The 18,570-nt window shown below is 59.9% G+C and carries 15 protein-coding genes and 1 pseudogene; 13 read left to right on the forward strand and 3 right to left on the reverse strand.

Translation table 11 applies throughout. From position 1 onward, the window contains the following. Positions 1–122: 122 nt before the first annotated feature. Complete coding sequence (locus QCM77_RS25270) at positions 123–2,417, reverse strand: phage tail tape measure protein (protein WP_279685337.1); 2,295 nt, start codon at positions 2,415–2,417, stop codon at positions 123–125. Between the two features lie 38 nt (positions 2,418–2,455). Continuing rightward, complete coding sequence (locus QCM77_RS25275; RefSeq protein ID WP_279685338.1) at positions 2,456–2,791, reverse strand: hypothetical protein; 336 nt, start codon at positions 2,789–2,791, stop codon at positions 2,456–2,458. Positions 2,792–3,099: 308 nt separating this feature from the next. Here QCM77_RS25275 and QCM77_RS25280 point away from each other — a divergent pair, with 308 nt between their 5' ends. The 11 genes and pseudogenes from QCM77_RS25280 to QCM77_RS25330 all read left to right on the forward strand — a co-directional run bounded on the left by QCM77_RS25280 (position 3,100) and on the right by QCM77_RS25330 (position 12,260). Then, positions 3,100–3,312 carry a hypothetical protein gene (locus QCM77_RS25280; RefSeq protein ID WP_279665857.1) on the forward strand — a complete coding sequence of 71 codons (213 nt, stop codon included), beginning with the start codon at positions 3,100–3,102 and terminating at the stop codon, positions 3,310–3,312. An 84-nt stretch (positions 3,313–3,396) separates the two neighbouring features. After that, positions 3,397–5,601, forward strand: a complete 2,205-nt coding sequence (locus QCM77_RS25285) for a VapE domain-containing protein (RefSeq protein WP_279685339.1) — start codon at positions 3,397–3,399, stop codon at positions 5,599–5,601. A 649-nt stretch (positions 5,602–6,250) separates the two neighbouring features. Next, a complete protein-coding gene (locus QCM77_RS25290) occupies positions 6,251–7,015 on the forward strand; it encodes a hypothetical protein (RefSeq protein WP_279685340.1) in 765 nt (254 codons plus the stop codon). Between the two features lie 231 nt (positions 7,016–7,246). After that, a complete protein-coding gene (locus tag QCM77_RS25295; protein ID WP_279685341.1) occupies positions 7,247–7,672 on the forward strand; it encodes a hypothetical protein in 426 nt (141 codons plus the stop codon). After that, positions 7,672–8,001 carry a hypothetical protein gene (locus tag QCM77_RS25300; protein ID WP_279685342.1) on the forward strand — a complete coding sequence of 110 codons (330 nt, stop codon included), beginning with the start codon at positions 7,672–7,674 and terminating at the stop codon, positions 7,999–8,001. Before QCM77_RS25295 ends, QCM77_RS25300 begins: the two co-directional genes overlap by 1 nt. Further along, positions 7,998–8,459, forward strand: coding sequence for a hypothetical protein (locus QCM77_RS25305; protein WP_279685343.1), 462 nt, complete (start codon positions 7,998–8,000; stop codon positions 8,457–8,459). Before QCM77_RS25300 ends, QCM77_RS25305 begins: the two co-directional genes overlap by 4 nt. Before the next feature lie 13 nt (positions 8,460–8,472). Continuing rightward, entirely contained in the window at positions 8,473–8,634 is a 162-nt protein-coding gene (locus QCM77_RS25310; protein ID WP_279665850.1) for a hypothetical protein, read from the forward strand. Positions 8,635–8,750: 116 nt separating this feature from the next. Beyond that, positions 8,751–9,152: a hypothetical protein gene (locus tag QCM77_RS25315; protein ID WP_279665849.1), complete on the forward strand. Its 402-nt coding sequence runs from the start codon at positions 8,751–8,753 to the stop codon at positions 9,150–9,152. A gap of 85 nt (positions 9,153–9,237) precedes the next feature. Further along, positions 9,238–9,546: pseudogene (locus tag QCM77_RS25320) on the forward strand (MFS transporter); the annotation flags it as partial. Between the two features lie 220 nt (positions 9,547–9,766). Next, positions 9,767–10,204, forward strand: coding sequence for a DoxX family protein (locus QCM77_RS25325; RefSeq protein ID WP_279665847.1), 438 nt, complete (start codon positions 9,767–9,769; stop codon positions 10,202–10,204). 361 nt (positions 10,205–10,565) lie between these two features. After that, positions 10,566–12,260 carry a methyl-accepting chemotaxis protein gene (locus tag QCM77_RS25330; RefSeq protein ID WP_279665845.1) on the forward strand — a complete coding sequence of 565 codons (1,695 nt, stop codon included), beginning with the start codon at positions 10,566–10,568 and terminating at the stop codon, positions 12,258–12,260. Positions 12,261–12,393: 133 nt separating this feature from the next. Here the strand turns inward: QCM77_RS25330 and QCM77_RS25335 are convergent, their stop codons facing one another. Beyond that, entirely contained in the window at positions 12,394–16,194 is a 3,801-nt protein-coding gene (locus tag QCM77_RS25335; protein WP_279667879.1) for a YhdP family protein, read from the reverse strand. Positions 16,195–16,398: 204 nt separating this feature from the next. Between QCM77_RS25335 and QCM77_RS25340 the strand changes: the two genes are divergently transcribed. Together QCM77_RS25340 and QCM77_RS25345 are read left to right on the forward strand one after the other, a co-directional pair. Further along, positions 16,399–17,091, forward strand: a complete 693-nt coding sequence (locus tag QCM77_RS25340; RefSeq protein ID WP_279667877.1) for a peroxiredoxin — start codon at positions 16,399–16,401, stop codon at positions 17,089–17,091. Positions 17,092–17,201: 110 nt separating this feature from the next. After that, complete coding sequence (locus QCM77_RS25345; protein ID WP_279667876.1) at positions 17,202–18,560, forward strand: M23 family metallopeptidase; 1,359 nt, start codon at positions 17,202–17,204, stop codon at positions 18,558–18,560. The last annotated feature ends 10 nt before the right edge of the window (positions 18,561–18,570 follow it).

The following is an 18,570-nucleotide window of genomic DNA, read 5'->3' on the forward strand; positions in this document are numbered from 1 at the left end:
CACCCCGCGCCGGGGTAACCCGGCGCCAAGCCGAACACGACATCCAACCTCCAGCGCTCCGCCCCGACAGCGACCGAACAAAGACAAGAAAACTCTCGACTTCATAGTTTTTCAGCAGACTGCTAGACCCTAACGTTGCGCTTGCGGAGGTTCTGGATTGTCTTACCGACGTTGGAAGCGAATTCGGCACGGTCCCGCGCCTGTGCCTTCCGTAGCTCCGCAATCGCTTGCGGATCAGCCCCCGGGGCAATATCGCCGTATGTAGGGGCGTAGGTGATTTGCATGCTGTTGTCGTTGCCCGCCTGTTGACCACCGTACATTTGGACGCCTAGCGCGCCCGATGGCCCGCGCTTCAACGGCAAAATGCCTTCCGGTCCGGCTTCGCCCATCAATCCTGCACCCGTCGCAAACCTAAACATCGTCGGTTGCGATATGATTTGGCCGGAATAGGCGCTTAGGGTAGGCGAGTTATAGACACCGCCTGCCGCGTTCTTTGTCAACGACGGCAGCCCGAACAAGCTTCCGAAGCCACCAAAGCCTCCGAATATACTCTGTAAGCCCTGCGCGATCGGAGCGAGGATCAACATTTTGATGATCATCTCTTGAATGGCCTTGAGGATCACCACACCGGCATTTTTGAAACCGGCCGAAAGCGACGTTACACCGTTCATGACATCTTGGATTGGCGAAACAAGACTGTTCAGCGCGCCACTAACGGACGTGTCGAGTAGCTTTGCGAAGTTCGATCCGTCCAATTCGATTTGCTTCAACGATTGGAATTTCGCGCCCGCAATTGCCGCAGCATCGGACGTTTGTTTCAACTGGTTCGCAAGCGCCTGTTGACCGGCTGCCATCTGCTCAACGTTGTTCTTATCGATCAGCCCTTTGTCGATCCACGATTGCAACGTGTCCGCAGCGGCTTTGCGCGCGGCGTTCGCGTCATAGACGCCAGCGGTTGCCTGTTGCTGCACGCGGCTCATTTCGGCCATAGCGCGCGTGTTTTTCAGGATCGCGGCGGCCATGTCTCTGCTAACACCGACGCCTTGCAAGCCCGCTGCGGTCAATTCAAGTTGTTTCTGCTTCACCTGCTGTTCAACTGTCGCCATATCGCCAAGGATTGAAATACGCTGCTGCGCTTGCTGATTTTCAACGAGCGCTTTTGTTGGATCGGGCGGCGTGCCAGTAGCGGCGGTCGCAACACTGGTAATCTGCTTACCTCTGTTGACCAAGCCCGCCGATAGGTCTGCAACATTGCTCGGCTGAGCGAAAGATCCAAAGCGCGCGTCAACCGCTCCTTTTCTAGCTCCACCAGCGACCGTAAATTCATTATTGATTTGCCGAAAAGTAGCAGCGACTGACAGCAGTTTATCCACCCAGTCAAGGCCCGTAAGAGTGATCGATTTCAGGTAATTGCTAACGTTGGTCGTTGCATTGTGCCATCGATCGTCGAAGTCGCGCGCTTTCTGGATCAGGTTTTTCTCAGCCGCATCGTTGAACCCGATCGTATTCGCGCTCGCGGCTTTGATGGTTTCGCTGCCTTGGCTCATGAGACGAACCCAAGCTTGCGTTATGGGAAGACTCGCCGCTTCAAGAATGTTTCGCTTTTGGACGCCGCTTGCCGCCTGCGATACAAGATCAGCGACGTTCGCTAGGTAGCCGTCGAAGTCCTTTGCGCTCTTCCCGGCAGCGATCATCATGGTATTGAGGGTGCCGGTGTTGTGCTGCGCTTCGTCAACTGATTTGCTGAACGATTGCATTCCAGCGGCGAATTCATCAGCGTCAATTCCCTTGCCGCTCGCGAGTTGCTGCAAAGTATGAAGTTTGCTCAGCGGGACATCGATTGATTTCGAGAGATCATCCAATGCAAGCGCGCTTTTGATTGCGTTGGCTGCGAGCACGCCGAAACCAACGGCAATTGCGGCAGTGCCACTGACAACGGCTCCGGTCCCGCCGACTAGCCCGCGCAATGATCCCAACGCGTCGCCAAATGCCTTGGTCAATCCACCGGGGCCGGATGCAGCGTATGAAAGATGGTTCAGTTGCGTGGTCAAAACCTGCGACGGAGGTACGCCCATTGCAAGCTGTTCAACCATCGATCGGATTGAATGCTGTGCGGCCATTGCCTGCGTCGATAGTCCAGCATGGCTTTTCGAAAGATTGTCGTTCGCTGCTGCTGCCGATTTTGTCGCGTTGGTCGTTGCTGTCGTCGCACCGGCTACGGCCTGCATCACCTTGGTCGTTCCACCGGCTGCCGTTGTCGCGCCGGTTGCGGCCTTGTTGACCTTGTTGAGCGCGGCCGAAACGCTTTCAGCGGCGCTTTCGGCAGCCTTGGAAGCCGGGACAAGCTTTTGTAGGTCCGTAGTCGCCGCAGCGAGCTCGGACGTATCAACACCGAAGCCGATTTGAGCCAAGTCCATTTGACGCTTCTCCTAGGTGCTGCGCGACGACGCTGCGATCAGCCAAGCGTGAACGATGCGATCTGCGTGTTCGACGCTGTGACAATCTGAGCGGGCCAGTCTTGCTTTAAGCTGGGCGCGAACTCGGCGTGTTGCAGAAGCCGCACAAGATCATCAACCGCGTTCTTATCGCGCAGGAAAGACAGCACGGAAACCGGCGCGCTATTGGGGAGCGGACCGGGGGCATAGGGGACCGGTATGGGAGCGTTGACATTCCGATTTTCCATCGTGCGGTCGAGCGCGGCGAGGTTTATGTAGGCAGTCTTTAGCGCATCAACTGCGCTGGCGTAGGCTGCACCGGCCCGCTGGGTGGTCAGTTGCGACAGTGTGCTCATTTGATGGCTCTCCTATGTGCTGCGCAGTGCGGCGAAGCGCTCAGAGGATCATAACACGGACGGCTTGCGGATTGGCGGATATGCTCCAACCGCAAGCCCGCACGCTCTATAATCCACGGGTATTTGTGCAATCTTTGGCTAAAACAGGATCAGCCATAACCGTCAATCGAACAGCGTTGTGGAAAATTTTCGTCCGATCCATGCACAACCATGCGTAACCATGCAGCGCTCATTTTCGCCGCCTTGTGAGATGGGCGCGAAGCAGTGAACGTTGCTGATCGAAATTCGTAACAGCAACGGAGGCACACATGGCGACCCTCGAATATCACCGGCAATGGCGTGACCGCCGACGCGCAGAGCGCCAAGCTCACAAACAGACCGCCCTGGCTGCCATAGACGCGATGCTAGAGCGGGCCAGTGTAGCGGGGCCAGACGTTTTCAAGGGCGTGCTTGAACAGGCTCATATTGCCCGCGAAGCCCTTGAAGCGGCCCTCGCCGCTCGCGCTACGGCCGCGCAGTAGCGACCGAACGAAAAAGGCGGCCCGGGTCGCAACCGGGCCGCCTGTAATCACTCAATGCGCCTTCCGACCAAGAAAGAACGCTTCATGTCCCTACACCTGATCGCCTCGACTTTCAAGCAGTGCCTGTCTCTCAGTGCGTTCGACAGCGGGCCATTTCCTCAAATCTCTTTCACCTATTTTGAACGCAACGACAATCCGCAAGGCACGCGGCATCAAAATGACTGGCCCGCTCTTTGCGCTTGGATTGAGCAGAGCGCTTGGATCACGACAACCAAAGACGAATTGCCGATGATCAAGCTCGCGACGTTCGCGAGAGACTATCGCAGCAATGCCACCATTGAAACGATTTCCGGCATTGAATGCGATTACGATGCAGAGGTGATGCAGCCGCAAGAAGCTGTATTCCGGTTGACTGCGGCAAATATCATCGCGTTCGTTTACACCAGCCCGTCACACACAGCGGAAAAACCGAGATGGCGCATAATCGCGCCAGTATCGCGACCACGCAGCGTTTCGGAGCGACATGCTATAGTCGGACGGATCAACGGCATTCTAGGCGGTGTTCTCGCCGACGAAAGCTTTACCGATAGCCAATCCTATTATGTCGGGCAGCTGATCAACGGCCATCCTATTCAATGCTTTCGCGTGAACGGAAGCCGCTATATCGATACGGTTGAAAGCGTGATCATCGCGCCAGCGAAAACGAATGCTACGTTCGGGCGCAAACCCCTTGGTACAGATCGCGCCCCCGATTTCCAAATAGCAACGATCGCCTTAAACAGCCTTGATATAAATTGTGATCGCAATGAATGGCGCGACATCAGTTTCGCTTTTCGCCACGCTGTAACCGGCCTAGTTCATGAGAATGCCGCCCGCCTCGCTTGGGACGTTTGGAATGCAGGCTTCTCCAAACCGAACGAACCCGGCGCAAATGATAAGCAATGGCGATCCGCTGATAACGGGACAAATTTCGGTTGGTCCTACCTTCGACATCAAGCAATCAAAAGCGGCAACCTTACTCACGATCAGCGCGCTCGCATGACGCTAGGTGATCCATCATCATTGCTCACCTCGCCAACCACGCCGGAAACGTCGCAACTCTCAATCTTTGATCAGGCGTACAATGGACCGCTAGCGCTATCAGCAATTTCGACCGCGCTAGCTACGTCTATCAGGGAACATCTACCTATCGCCTTCGATACTTTCAAACAACGCATGGTCAAGCGTAACGCTATGCCATGGGACAACGAACCGACGAAAACATATCCGGCGCTTTGGAGCGATGTTGACGATCCCTATTTGCAAAGCTGGTTCCATCATCTTGCGCTTAAACCAACAATGGAAGCCGTGCGGAACGCTTCGACCATTGCAGCCCATCGCAACAAATTTAATCCGGTGACAGATTATCTGAACTCGCTGCAATGGGACGGCGTGTCGCGCATCAACAATCTGTTTCTGACATACTTCAATGCAACGAACGATACCTTCGCGCGCATCGTCGGATCAAAATTTCTGATCAGCATGGTTGCCCGCGCTTACAATCCCGGTTGCAAGGTGGATACCGTTATCGTTCTAGAAGGCGAACAGGGTAAGCAGAAATCGACCGCACTAAACATTCTAGCGGGCGATGAATATTTTAGCGATGGATTGCCGGACATTCATCACAAGGACGCCGCTGATCATTTGCAAGGTTTGTGGTTAGTCGAGATCGGCGAAATGGCCGCCGTCAAACGCTCCGACATCGCTGACGTAAACAGGTTCCTCACAACGCGCATCGATAAATTCCGCCCTTCGTATGGACGGCACACCATCGCCAGTCCGCGAACTAGCGTCTTTGCCGCAACGACCAACGCAGATGTTTATCTCAAAGACCCTACAGGCGCGCGGCGGTTTTGGCCTATCGCCGTTAGCAACACCATCGACTTAGACGGCCTGCAACGTGATCGTGATCAATTGTTCGCCGAAGCGGTCACGCGATATCGACAAGGTGAACAATATTGGCTGAACGAAGCCGAATACGAAATCGCCAAGCGCGAGACTTCCGAACGTCAGGAAAGGCATCCGTGGCACAACACCGTGATCGCGTATCTTGACTATAAAAATCTTGTATATGTGGAGGATATTCTTTCCAACCTGAAAATCACAACCGACAAGCAAACGAAAAGCAGTCAAATGGAGGTCGCTGCGATCATTCGCTCTACTAAACAATTCGAGAGAGGCGAAGATCAAAACCGCAAACGATGTTGGAAGCGAATTGGGGCTGTGCCGATACCGATGCCCAATCAATAACGATAGCAAAGCCCGGTGAACAGCCGGGCTTTTGCTGCGCGGTTCGGACGGCGCTTCGGTCGCCGATTTATAATCCCGAATAGTGATTTATGGCTTTATGTAATTTCCGTTTCCACCACCTCACCACTCCACCACCTGTTTCTATAGAGGCCTAGAGCAGTAGAGGAAAATACATAATTACATATTTTACGATGCCCCTCTCCTACTCTCTTTATCATTAGGTGGTGGAGGTGGTGGAGGTGGTGGAAAGGCTGCAAGCAAAAGGGCGTTGCGATTCACCACCTATACCACCACCGTCCAAAGGCGGTGTTGAGCACAAATGCCCGTCCGATCGTCGCAGCTGTGCTCCCCTTAGCCACGCAGTGAATCATTTCAGTACGATAGCGATAATCCACGCGATCAATATGCCAACTTACGTTGCGATCATTGTTGCGATGGTCAAGCGATGATTTTGCGCAATTACATGCCGTCTATTTCGCGATTACTTTACTGATCAATAATGCGAGTTGTCTCTGTGTATATCCAAAGCATTGTGATGATTATCGCTCTATATTCCACTCCCGTAATACTCTATGGGTCTGATGGCCGGGCGCGTTTGACCTTCCAGACCGACCCGTCAAACCGGGGTCAAACCAGAGGATTTATCGAAATGACAATTCGTTTTTCCAGCACGCAGGTTCCCAATCGTGGAACCAATTTCATGTTTGGCGTTGGCGATCGCTCAACCGGCGCGTTCATTCCGGGCGTCGGCGGTGCCCTGGACGCGCCCATGACCGCGCTTGGCGGAACGCTGGCGTTGTTCGGAGCGGTTGCTGCTCGCAACGGCACTGAGTACGCGATCGATAAAATCCCCGCGTACAACCGGCTCGCGGTGGTGTCCACAGGGCTCGCCAATGCCGCCCGCGATGTTCGCGTTGCCGCGCTTCATGAAATGCAGACCATTGCATCAGCGTGGGCCAATCTGACGGCAGTCGATCCGACGTCTATCGCGACGATGAACATTCGTGCGCACGCCTTGGCACTTCTGGGCGCTGCCCCGGACGTCGGCAACAAGGTGCGCCTGTTGCAGGGCTTCGGCGAGGAACAACTTGCCGGTGTTATCGAGAGTGGCGGGCTGGACGGACTGCCGCCTGAAATTGTTGAGCAGGCCAAGGCGCGCTACAGCGTGCTCCGCGCCGTGAGAATTTCCGGGATACAGGGTGATTTTCCGAAGCGCCCTTCCGTCGATGACGTTCTGGCGAACGGTCCAGATGTCGATGCTGCCGAGAATGCGGCACGGGCCAAGATCGATGAGATCAAGGTCCGATCGAAAGTCGCGGAAGCAGTCGCGCGGGTGTTGAACGAAACTATCACCGTCGTCGAGTTGACTTGCGATTTGCAGCGTCAGGACGCCTACGTTCTCGTTATGGGATGATGCACGTGCGCGGGCCGAACATCGAAAAGCGTGTAATTTTGCGGAGTGGCGCCACCGCGATCAACTCGGCTGAAATTATGCGTTCGTTCGGTATTTCAAAAGCACGTCTGCATCATTGGAGATGTGCTTTTGAGTTTCCTCGCCCGATCACGCCACGCGGATCAGTACCGCGTTCCGCAGTTGGAGCGTGGTGCGCGCGCTGGGCAATTACGGTAACTTGGACTTAGAACTATGACCACACCGCCTAACAACGTCACGCCCATAGACGGCCACATTTCTAACGGCGCTCGCGACGGCAAAGGACGTTGGCTGCGCGGCCCCGGCAGGCCGCTAGGTAGCAAGAACCGCATTTCGTCAGAACTGGCAAAGCAAATTCGAGCGCTAGGACCGCGCGCGGTTGAAGCGCTCGCAAGTGCGATCGATGAAAAACAATCTTGGGCAATTCAGCTTGTAATCAAGCTGGTGGTACCGGGACGCCTTATCGAAATGCACGGCAGCGAACCGGCCGATATCCGCGACGCGTTCGAAACTGGCGAAATATCCGCCGACGAAATGAAACAGATTTCATCGGGGTTGGAAAGGCTTGCATCGATCGAGTCCATCGACGACTTGCGTGCACGCTTAACCGAACTCGAAACGATGCTAGCGCAACGCTGATGGGAATTACCGATCGCGACCGCAAAAGACTTGCAGCGCTGATTTTGCTGATACGTCCGGCGCGCGTGGAAGCGCTGTTACCGGCCGACCGCGAAGCATACGACCGCTATGCCGAACGCATGTCAGATTGGATCAAAGCATGCGAGGCACGGAATGACATGGACGAGATCGAACCGGCCGCACGTCCATACGCGAAGATGATCGATGGTTATGGGCCGCAGTTGCCGTCTGCAATCACAATCGCACTGTTTGGCAAATTGCCGAGAATTTTGACAACGATGAGCGACGTTGAGGCAACACAAATCTGGTTTGATGAGGTACAGCAATGATTACGATTTATGTTGAACAAGCCGATTTGACTTTCGAAGTTGAGGACGGATTTGTTCTCGGCATCGCGAAAGGTCGCCGTCCAACACCCGACATCGAATGCGAGTTTATTGACGCGACGTTGGAGCGCCTGCACGTCACGCGAGCGCCAAAGACGCTGCATCTCGATTGGCTTGCGCTGACCGATTTGGCCGCATGGCTCTACCGCAAGTATCCGAACGCGACAGAAAAGGGATACATGAACCGGCTGCTTGATCTCTTTCCCGGCTCAATGAACGTCAACGACGTGATGCGCGCATTGATGCGATGCATCAGCGATAACGAACATCTGGCACATGGCGAGGACGCACATTTTTGCGGGCATATTCGCCGCACGCACAAGCTTGAATTTGAAGAAATCCGCGCAGCGTGGTTTGCGCAGATACGGCAATCCGGACGGCCGTCCAACAACGTCCAATAAAGGACAACACCCCATGGCAGCAAAAATGACCAACGAACAGCACCGCGAAGCTGGAAAGTCGCACCTCAAGTATTTCCGTGAAGTGTTGAGGCGCGACGGTGACGACGCGAAGCTAGAGCTTCACGCGAACCATATTCGGAGCTTGCTCGCGTTCGCATCTCCCGACAAACGCTAAACTGACTGCAAGCACCGGTCGTTTGTCGCTATCCTGCCGGTGCCCGCAACCTCGGAACGTGCTGTCGGATGTACACAGCACGTTCCGGGGATTTCTATTTCTGAAAGAACATCGCAATGACCGGACGTAACGAAGGAACGCTTGCATTCTTCAACCGCGTTCAAGAGCGGTGCGCAGAAATCGCATCGCTACCACCATCACGGCAGGACGCAGCGATTTCGAAGCTTTGCAAGGAAACCGGTCTAACCCCGATAACCATCGCACCGATCGTTGAGCGCTACGCCCATCAACGCGTTCCGGACTACCCATTGTTGGCGAAGCAATTCTGTGAACGAATGGGACGCGAAAAGGTCCGCACCATGCTGGCAACCAACCACGGAATGCGCGACCTAAAGCACAACGTCCAAACCACGCTTGCCGACGAACGATTAAGCCTCACAGGACCGCGCGTTTCGCTGTTCATTCACGCAATCAAATCTGAATTTCAAACCGCGTCACCGCCCGAATTGATCGTATAGGGGGCCCCGACCGCGCGGCTTTTTTTGGCAGATAGGATAGCAGTTAGGTCTTAGAAATCGCGAATTTCTCCGTGTTTTGTAAGCTATGTGGCTGATGCAGTACACTCCCAACGTCCTCGTGCTCACCAGTTTCGTCGTCTGCTTCGGCAGCATGATGGGCTCGCGTGGACCGCTGATCACGGCGACCGCGATGAAGATCTTTGGAGGCAAGCGCGTCGGCACCATCTACGGCACCATCTCGATCGGCAGCGGCCTCGGCTCGGCGTTCGGCTCCTGGAGCGGCGGCCTGATCCATGACGCGACCCATGGCTACAACGCGCTGCTTGCCTTCGCACTTGCGAGCGTGGTGCTCGGGATGATCCCGTTCCTGGTCGTGCCCGCCTTGCGGCGGTAGGTGTCTCAGAGGTAACCTGCGGGCATTCGCGTCACCGGGAAATTACGGATGGGCACGACGCGAACACGTGCAAAAATGCGCATCGCGCGCGGCTGAAAGCCGAGCGTGCGGTGTTTTGTCCGACATGACGAAAATGTCAGCGCAGAATTTAGCCGGGGTGACTTGCGAGGCGGAACCGAATGCGGTCCAAGTCGCAGCATTGGATGGAGGGCACAAACCAATGAACTTTCCCTATCTCGTTCGCTTTCAACCGGTTCTCTTGAGCCTGTTTCGCTTCATCACTGGCCTCTTGCTGTTCCAGTACGGCGTCGCCAAGCTGTTCAAGTTTCCGGTGCTGCCCTACTTCGCCGACATCCCGCCGCTGATCTACGTGGCGGGTACGCTCGAGCTGGTGCTCGGCGCGACCCTGATGCTCGGCCTGTTTACCCGGCTCTCGGCTTTCATCCTGGCGGGTGAAATGGCGTTCGCCTACTTCATGGGCCACATGCTCAAGACCGGCACACCGGTGTTCCTGCCGCTGCTCAATGGCGGCACCGCGGCGATCCTGTTCTGTTTCGCCTGCCTCTACCTCTCGGCAGCGGGCGGCGGCTCGGTCAGCGTCGATGCGGTGATGGGCAAGGACAGCGACGCTGCCGGCGGAGCCTACGCGCGGCGCTGACGCGCTCGTCGTTACCTCGCAAGTAAGGCGGCACCGGCGGATTTGCCGGTGCCGGCTCAGCGCGCCCCCAGCACGTTCCAGATGAGAACGAGGGCCGCCACAAGCAGTACAGACATGACGATGCGATGAACGAATCGGTTCATTGCTGCTTCGGCCAGATTCGGTCGCGACCAAAGTCCGACACCATTTTTCTCTGGGTCCTGACGCGCCATGCGCCGAAGAAGCGCATTAGGGCCTGCATGTTTGCGCATGCGGCTGCGGACGCCCCGTGCGCGGCAGCTCGTCGGACGCGTCCATTCATGATTGGTAAGAACTTCATGCTACCGACGCGAGTAATAATAACCGTTCCGTCGAGGCCGTGATGAAGCTGCTGAGTCATCTGAAGATCCGCACCAAGCTCGCCAGCATGGTGTGTCTTTCTGCACTCACGGTCACGGCCATCATCGGGGTGTCGTCCGTGCTCAGCAAGAGCCGCATGATGCAGGACCGCGTCCAGCAGATGCGGACGGCGGTCGATATGCTCTACAACCTCGCCCAATCACTTGAAGAGGAGGTCGGCGCCGGTAAACTGACGCAGGCCGAAGCGAAGGTCCAGTTCCATCTGCGCGGCCGCCGTATGAGCTTCAATGGCGGACAAGGCTATCCGGTGGTCTATAACGCCGATACCTCGATCCTGGTCAACGGTGCGAACCAGCAGCTCGAAGGCAAGATCACGGGCGCGAAGGACTCCAACGGTGTCCTCATCGCAGATGCGATCATAAGTGCCGGCAACCAGACTGCTCAGGGCGGCGTAACCTCATATCTCTATCCCCGCCCCGGCCAGACCGAGCCGGTCCGCAAGACCGTTTTCGCGCGCAAATTCGCACCCTGGAACGCGACGATCAGCTACGGCCTCTATGTCGACGACATCGACGCCGACGTGCGCGCGCTGACGTTGGAACTGGGCGCGATCGGCATCGGCCTGATGCTGCTGATGGCCGCGCTGTCCTGGCTGATTGCCCGCGACGTGCTCGGCGCGCTGGACCGACAGAAGAACCGCATGCAGGAGATTTCCGAAGGCGCCATCGACACGCCGGTCGAGGAGACAGGTCGCGGCGACGAGATCGGCCGCATGGCCGAGACCCTCGAAGTGCTCAGGCAGACCGCGCTGACGGCGCGTAACCTGGAGGCCGAGCAGGTCGCCGCCAAGACACGTAGCGAGCAGGAGAAGCGGGACGCCCTGATCGCGCTCGCCGATCGCTTCGATGCCTCGGTCGGTCAGCTCGTCGGCCTGATGGCCTCGGGCTCCGGCGAGCTAGAGGTCACCGCCAAGTCGATGTCATCCACGGCTGAGGGAACCAACCGCCGCGCCGCCGTCGTCGGCTCGGCCGCCACCGAAGCCAGCCAGCGCGTCCAGACCGTCGCGGCCGCCGCCGAGGAGCTCTCCTCCTCCATCACCGAGATCAGCCGTCAGGTCGCACAATCCGCCGAGGTCACCGGCCGCGCCGTGGACAGCGCACGCCGCACCGACACCATCGTGCGCGCGCTCTCCGACGGCGCCCAGCAGATCGAGCATGTCGCCGAGCTGATCTCCAGCATTGCCGCGCAGACCAATCTGCTCGCGCTCAACGCCACTATCGAGGCCGCGCGTGCCGGCGAAGCTGGCCGCGGCTTTGCGGTCGTCGCTTCCGAGGTAAAGTCGCTGGCCAGCCAGACCGCGGAAGCCACCCGCGAGATCGGCGACAAGATTGCCCAGATCCAGGGCGCGACTAAGGAAGCGGTGGACGCGATCGGCGGCATCACCGCCACCATCGAGGAAGTCAGCCGGATCGCCACCTCGATCGGGGCTGCGATCGAGGAGCAAGGCGCCGCCACCGCCGAGATCGCCCGCAGCGTCTCGCAGACCGCGGAAGCGACCCAGGAAGTCACCACCAATATCGGCGGCGTCAGCACGGCAGCGAACGAGACCGGCAATGCCGCAGGCATGGTGCTTGCCGCGGCCTCGAACCTCTCCAAGCAGGCCGAGCAGCTCTCCGGCGAGGTCGGGACGTTCCTGGCCGGCGTGCGCGCGGCATAGGCTGCGCTAGATCATCTGAAGGGGATCGTCATGCCCGGGCTTGTCCCGGGCATCCACGTTCTTGGCGCTGTGTCGTGAGGCGTGGATGGCCGGGACAAGCCCGGCCATGACGCCGGAGACAGCCGCCGCGTCGCTACCGCCGCGCGAGGCTGCAGCCGTTCGAGAGCTGGCGTGTCGATGCGGTCGAGCCGTCGTTTGACTGCGAGGGGAATTCTTCGAACGGCGAGTTCTGCTTGCCGGTGTTGAACTCCATGATCTTCCGTGTCACGCCGGGAAATATCGCCGAGATCGGATTGACGCGCATCACCGGCGCGGCCGGCGTGCCGACGACCTCATAGGTCACGCCGATCAGTCCTTCTTTATCGCCACCACCAAGGAACAACCCGAGGACCGGAATCTGTCCGAACATGTTGTTCAACCCATACATCGGCACGAAGGTGCCGCTCATGCACACCTGATTGCCGGGAAAGTCGATCGAGCCCTCGATGGTGGCCCCGATCATCGGACCCTTGACCACGCCGTCGCGGATCGTGAGCGCGCCGTTCTGCCGCGTGAACTCCGCGCGCAACGCCGTGAAGGCCACGCCGCTCTGTGCACCGTTAGGAGCGCCCGCCGCGACGCGATCGAGTTGATCCATTCCCTTGACCGCGAAGTCGCGCACATTGATCAGGCCTTCCCTTGTCGTCGGCTCTGACGTCGGCGGCTCCATTGCCACCACCATCTGGCCGCCGAAGACCTTGTTGGTGGTGTCTGTGAAGCGAAGGAAGTTGCCGGCATCGCTGGTCTGGAGATAGATCACCTCGCGGTTGCCCTGGGCGCGGCCGCCGCGCAGGTCGGCGGCCACAGGCGTGTCTTTTCCGATCCTGCCGCTCAGCGTGAAGGCTTTGACTGCACCGCCGCGGCGCGACATCTTGGCCTCGACACTGCGCATCGCCTCGCCGTTGAAACCCATGACGGCGCCGAGCTTCACGTCGATGTCGAAATCGACGTTCTTCATCTTGCTCTTGGCATCGTCCTTGGAATTGCCGGAGATCGCCGACTTCAGGAAGCCGCGGCCGTCGAATACGTCGCCGCGCATCGTGCCCTTGACCACGCCGTCCTGGCTGCGCTCCACCTTCAGCGATGCCTTGTCGCCGTCGGACGGCGCGTAGGTCGGGAAGTTCGCGTTCATGAGGTCGCCGTTGGCATCGACCTCGAGCGTCCCCTTGATCGAGGCGCCGCCGCCTTCGATGACGATGTCCTCCAGACGCGTCGATTGCGCCGTCGGCACCACCTTGAAGGTGGCCTTGCCCGCTTTGCCCGGCAGCTTGACCCAGCCAGGCAGGATGTTGTCGAGCTTGACCGAGGTCAGGTCGGCCTCGATGCCGAGCTTCGTCGTCTGGTCGGGCCCCCCGGCGATCTTGCCCGACAGCTTGATCGGCAGCGATCCGCTGACCGCGGGGCTCAGATCGAATCCGAGGCGCGCGCGGCTCGCATCGTCCAGCGTGGTCTGCAATTTGACGTCCGCATCGCCCTCGGCCGGCTTGCGGTAGTCGAGCGAGGCCGCCTGCCCGTTGATCTTGACGTCGCCCTTGACCTGATAGCCTTGGTTGCTCGCGACGATCTTGAGGTTGTTGGCCTCCAGCTTCTGGTTCATCACCAGCTTGTCGGCTGCAAAACCGTTGAGATCGGCGGTGACGGTGTAGGTGGTGTCGGCCTTGGTCAGCTCGCCCTTGACCGGCAGGCCCAGCTGGATGTTCGCCGAGAACGTCCCTTTGCTGGTGTTGGGATCGATGACGGTCGACGACAGATCGCTCAGGCGATCATTGGAAAGCATCTCGGCGGCCGCAGGCACCGGTCCATCGGCCCGGAACCTGGTCCGCGACGGCGACGGCTTGGGCGCCATATCGGGCACCTCGAACACGAAGTCGGAAATCGTGACCTTGCGGCCCGCTGGCGTATCGGCAATGCCCTGCCCGATATTCACGGTCGCGGTGCGCCCGGTCACGCGCGCCTTCAAATCGGCATCGTGCACCACCGGCATGCCATCGACGGGTCGAACCGCGACACCGCTTGCCACGATATTGACCGACAGGCCGTCGTCGGGAATGGGTGGGCCCTTGCGCGGAAGATTTTTGGTCGGCGAATTGATGCCGATCTCGATGCGCTGGAGCGTGCCGCGCTCGATCCGCTCGATCACCCATTCGCGCAGCTCGGGAACGACAAGCGTCGGCCACATCCGCTTGAGCGCGGAGGCCGACATCGGCGTTCCCGCAAAACCCAATGTCAGCCGCGGCTCGCCCGAATAGTCGATGGCCCCGGTGCCGGCGACACCGATCTCTCCGTTGGAGATATCGGCCTGCGTCAACAGCAGCCTCTTGTGGTCGGTGTCGAAGCGGAAGCCGATCGCAATACGGTTGAAGACCAGCGGCGGCTCGTTGTCGATGCCGCCGAGCAGGATCGAGCCGCCGCTGAAACCGAGCTGCCAGTCATTGACGGTGCCGTTGGGCGGCTCGACATGAGCCAGAAGCGTCAGGCGGTTCGCGCCCGAGAGGATCTTGAACGGCGCGACCAGCACCCGCCGATTGGCGTCCCACTCGACGTTGATCTCGGCCGAGTCGATCGCCATCGGATAGTCGGGCGTATCGGTGTCGATGATGTTGCCCGCGCCAACCACAATCTTGCCGCGGAAGAAGGTCGGCACGCCGTCGCGGCCGAGTTCGCCCTTGAGCTCGCCTGTCAACGGCAGGTCGGCGGTGTAGGTGAGGTCTTTCACCCGCAGCGCCAGCAGGATGTTGGCGGTCGAGACCTTGTCGGCGCGGATGTCGATCGAGCGCACGCCGTTCTCGGCGGGGCCGATCGTGGCACGCAGCGACCACGGACGCGCCCCTTCCTCGCCGAGGCTGAGCGCGACGCCGCCACGACTCGGCCGGCGCAGGCTGAGCGTGATGTTCTCAAACGTCCATTTGCTGCCGCGCTGCTGATCGTCGACGATCAGATTGCCGTTCTTCAGACCGATCTCGTTGAGGTTCTGGCCGTCGAGGCCGGTCATGCTCAGACTGTCGAGCCAGTCGAGGCCCTGAAGAATGCCACTCGGGGCCGTGGCCTGGGGGGCGGCGGCTTGGGCTGCGTCCGGGCTCGCAGGCACTGTTGCGAATGGCGGCGGTGGACCACCGTTGCGCGGGAATGTCGGCGGCAGACCCGCATCCTTCTTGGAGGCGACGCCGGTCGCGAGCGGCTTTGCGGTGTCGCCGGCCGACACCGTGACGGTGCCGTCAGGTGCGATCCGGATCGCGAGCTCGGCATCGACGAGGTTGAGGCTTTCCGCGCGCAGATGCCCCATCAGCAGCCCCGCACCCGACAGTTTCACCTCAGCCTTCGGCGCGGTGGCGACAATGACGTGATCGTGGTCGCGCACGACGATGTCACGGATGCGCACGGCGATGCGGATCCGCCCGGCCCGCTCGATCTGGGTGCCGCCGACTTCAACCGTGTTGCCGTGGCCGATATTGTCCTCGATCGCCGCGGCCAGCCACGGCGTCGCGAGGTCGAGATTGATGGGACCGGCGCCGAGCCGCCACCACAGCGCGCCGAAACAGCCGACGAAGATGACGGCCAGGGCACCGACGACCGCGGCCACGCGCTTCAGCCAGCGACCGCCGCCCAGCCAGCGGCGCACCGGCCCAAACCCGTCACCGAAGCGATGGAAGCCTGAATTGGAACGCGACAACAGCCGGCGCGCCCGATGGCCCGCCGCCGCTTCCTGATCCGGATCCCAATCGGTGTCGTCCCATTGCTGCGGCTCTGGTTGGCCGCCGCGCCGATCCAAATCCCGATTGCCGTCCTGGGGCGACGTATTCCTTGCCATTGCCTCTCGATACAGGCGCCCGTCGTGGGATTGAGCGCCGCCGGGACCGCAGCCGTCGACAGGAAGCGAAGCTCCCTGCGCCGGCATTGCCGCCATACCTCGAATATTCCTGCTGTTCGTCATTTCGCCCCGGGAGCGCGTTCAACGAGCAGTGGGGTGGTGCGTGGAATTCCTTGTAACCCTACTCCGGCGTCGTCAGACTCGCCCAGCCAAGGGCACGATTCCGGCACACCGGACGAGGGCTGCAATACCGCTTTGGTTGACCCGCCGAAAGCGACGAAAGGAAGGCGTATGTCCCAGAAATCCCGAAAGAAATCGTCCAAAACGCCCTCCGGCAGTCCGACGGCTAAAAAGACGCCCTTGAAAACGCGGGCTGCGACTCAAACAAAGTCCGCGAAAACACAGCGGACACCGGCGAGCAAATCAACCGGAACCATAGCAAAGACAGCATCGCATAAGGCCGCATCGAAACGGTTAAATTCTTCCAAATCGGCCTCCGCGCCCGGAACGGGGGTGAAGGCGACCTTGGCCGAGGGCCAGAAGGCTCCCGCCTTCCGCCTGCCTCGCGACGGTGGCGGTGTCGTCGCGCTGTCGGACTATGCCGGCCAGAAGCTCGTCCTGTTCTTCTATCCCCGCGCCGACACGCCGGGCTGCACCAGGGAGGCCATCGACTTTACCCGGCTGACCGGGGCCTTCGCCACGGCTGGCACGGCCGTGCTCGGTATCTCCGCCGATCCGTTAAAGGCTCAGGAGAAGTTCCGCGACAAGCACAGTCTCGGCGTCCCCCTGATCTCGGACGAGACACACGAGATGCTGGAGGCCTACGGGGCCTGGGGCGAAAAATCCATGTACGGCAAGAACTTCCTGGGAGTTCTTCGCACCACGATACTGCTTGGCGCCGACGGCGAGGTCGCCAAGGTCTGGCGCAATGTCCGGGTCGACGGCCACGCCGACGAGGTGCTGGAAGCGGCAAGAAACCTTTAACCAATCCTTTAATTTCGAGCGGTTCCGTTTCCGGAAAATTAACCATGACCGGCCCAGATTGCTGCGGCAATTAGGCCGTACGGACTCATCCGACCGGCGCGGGAGTGCCGATGTCGAAAAGTTCTGCCCAATACTCGCAGTTCCCCCAACATCACCCTCACGACCACGGACGGGCCTTTCATCGCCGTGCTGCCGCGGCGGCAACCGCGATTCCCCTTCCGGACACCGACGACGCCTACACCATCGTGCATCACGGCAAGCAGGTTCGCCTGGGGCCTGTGGTGTTCTGGATCGTGGTCGGCACCGTCGTGTTGCTCGGGCTCTGGTCGGCCGCAACCGCGACCTATTTCGCCTTCCGCGACGACGTCCTCACCCGGCTGATCGCCCGGCAGGCCGAGATGCAATACGCCTATGAGGACCGCATCACCGAGCTGCGCGCCAAGGTCGACCGCACCACCAGCCGGCAGCTGCTCGATCAGGAGCAGTTCGACCAGAAGCTCGACCAGATCATGAAGCGCCAGACGGCGCTGGAGTCCCGGGCAACGGCGCTCGGGGCCATGCCAGACGTGACCGGATCGCTTCCCCGTTCCACCCCGCAGCGTGGCGACGCGAGCCAGACGACGCAGGGCACGCCAAAGCCCTCGCCGATCAGCGACACCGTGATCTTCGTGGCGCCGCCGGATCGCGAAGCGCGGCTCGAGTCGCGCGCGCCGACCCTCGCAGCTCCGCCGGTCAATCAATTCGCCAAGAACCAGGGGTTCGACAACGTCGTCGTTCGGCTCACGACCTCGCTTGATCAGGTCGAGCGTCGCCAGATGGCGGCGCTCAGCGCCGTCGAGGAAGGCATGGATTCACGCATGCGCCGGATGCGCGGCGTCGTCAGCGATCTTGGCCTGAACCTCGCAAATCTCGAAGCCGCCGTGCCGCGCACTGCGATGGGCGGGCCTTTTGTACCCGTTAAACTCACTGCCAGTTCAGGGCCGTTCGAGAAGCAGCTCTATCGCATCAACCTCACCCGCGCCGACATGGATCGGCTCAACCGCACGCTCGCACTCGTGCCCTATCGCAAGCCCGTCATCGGCGAGGTCGAGTTCACCTCCGGCTTCGGCGTGCGCAGCGATCCGTTCCTCGGCCGACCCGCGATGCATACCGGGCTCGACTTCCGCGCCGCGACCGGCGATCCCGTTCGCGTCACCGCCAACGGCAAGGTGGTCTCGGCCGGCTGGTCCGGCGGCTACGGCCGCATGATCGAGGTCGACCACGGCAATGGCCTTGCGACCCGCTACGGCCATCTCTCCGAGATCAACGTCAGGGTCGGCGAGATCGTGAAGATCGGCCAGGTCGTCGGTCTCGTCGGATCGACCGGCCGTTCCACCGGTCCGCATCTGCACTACGAAACCCGTATCGACGGCGAGGCGGTCGATCCGCAAAAGTTTCTGCGCGCCGGCGTGCGGCTCAGCGCGGGCTAAGCCTGCGCTT

The organism is Bradyrhizobium nivariense, assembly GCF_029846695.2.
Lineage (GTDB): Bacteria > Pseudomonadota > Alphaproteobacteria > Rhizobiales > Xanthobacteraceae > Bradyrhizobium.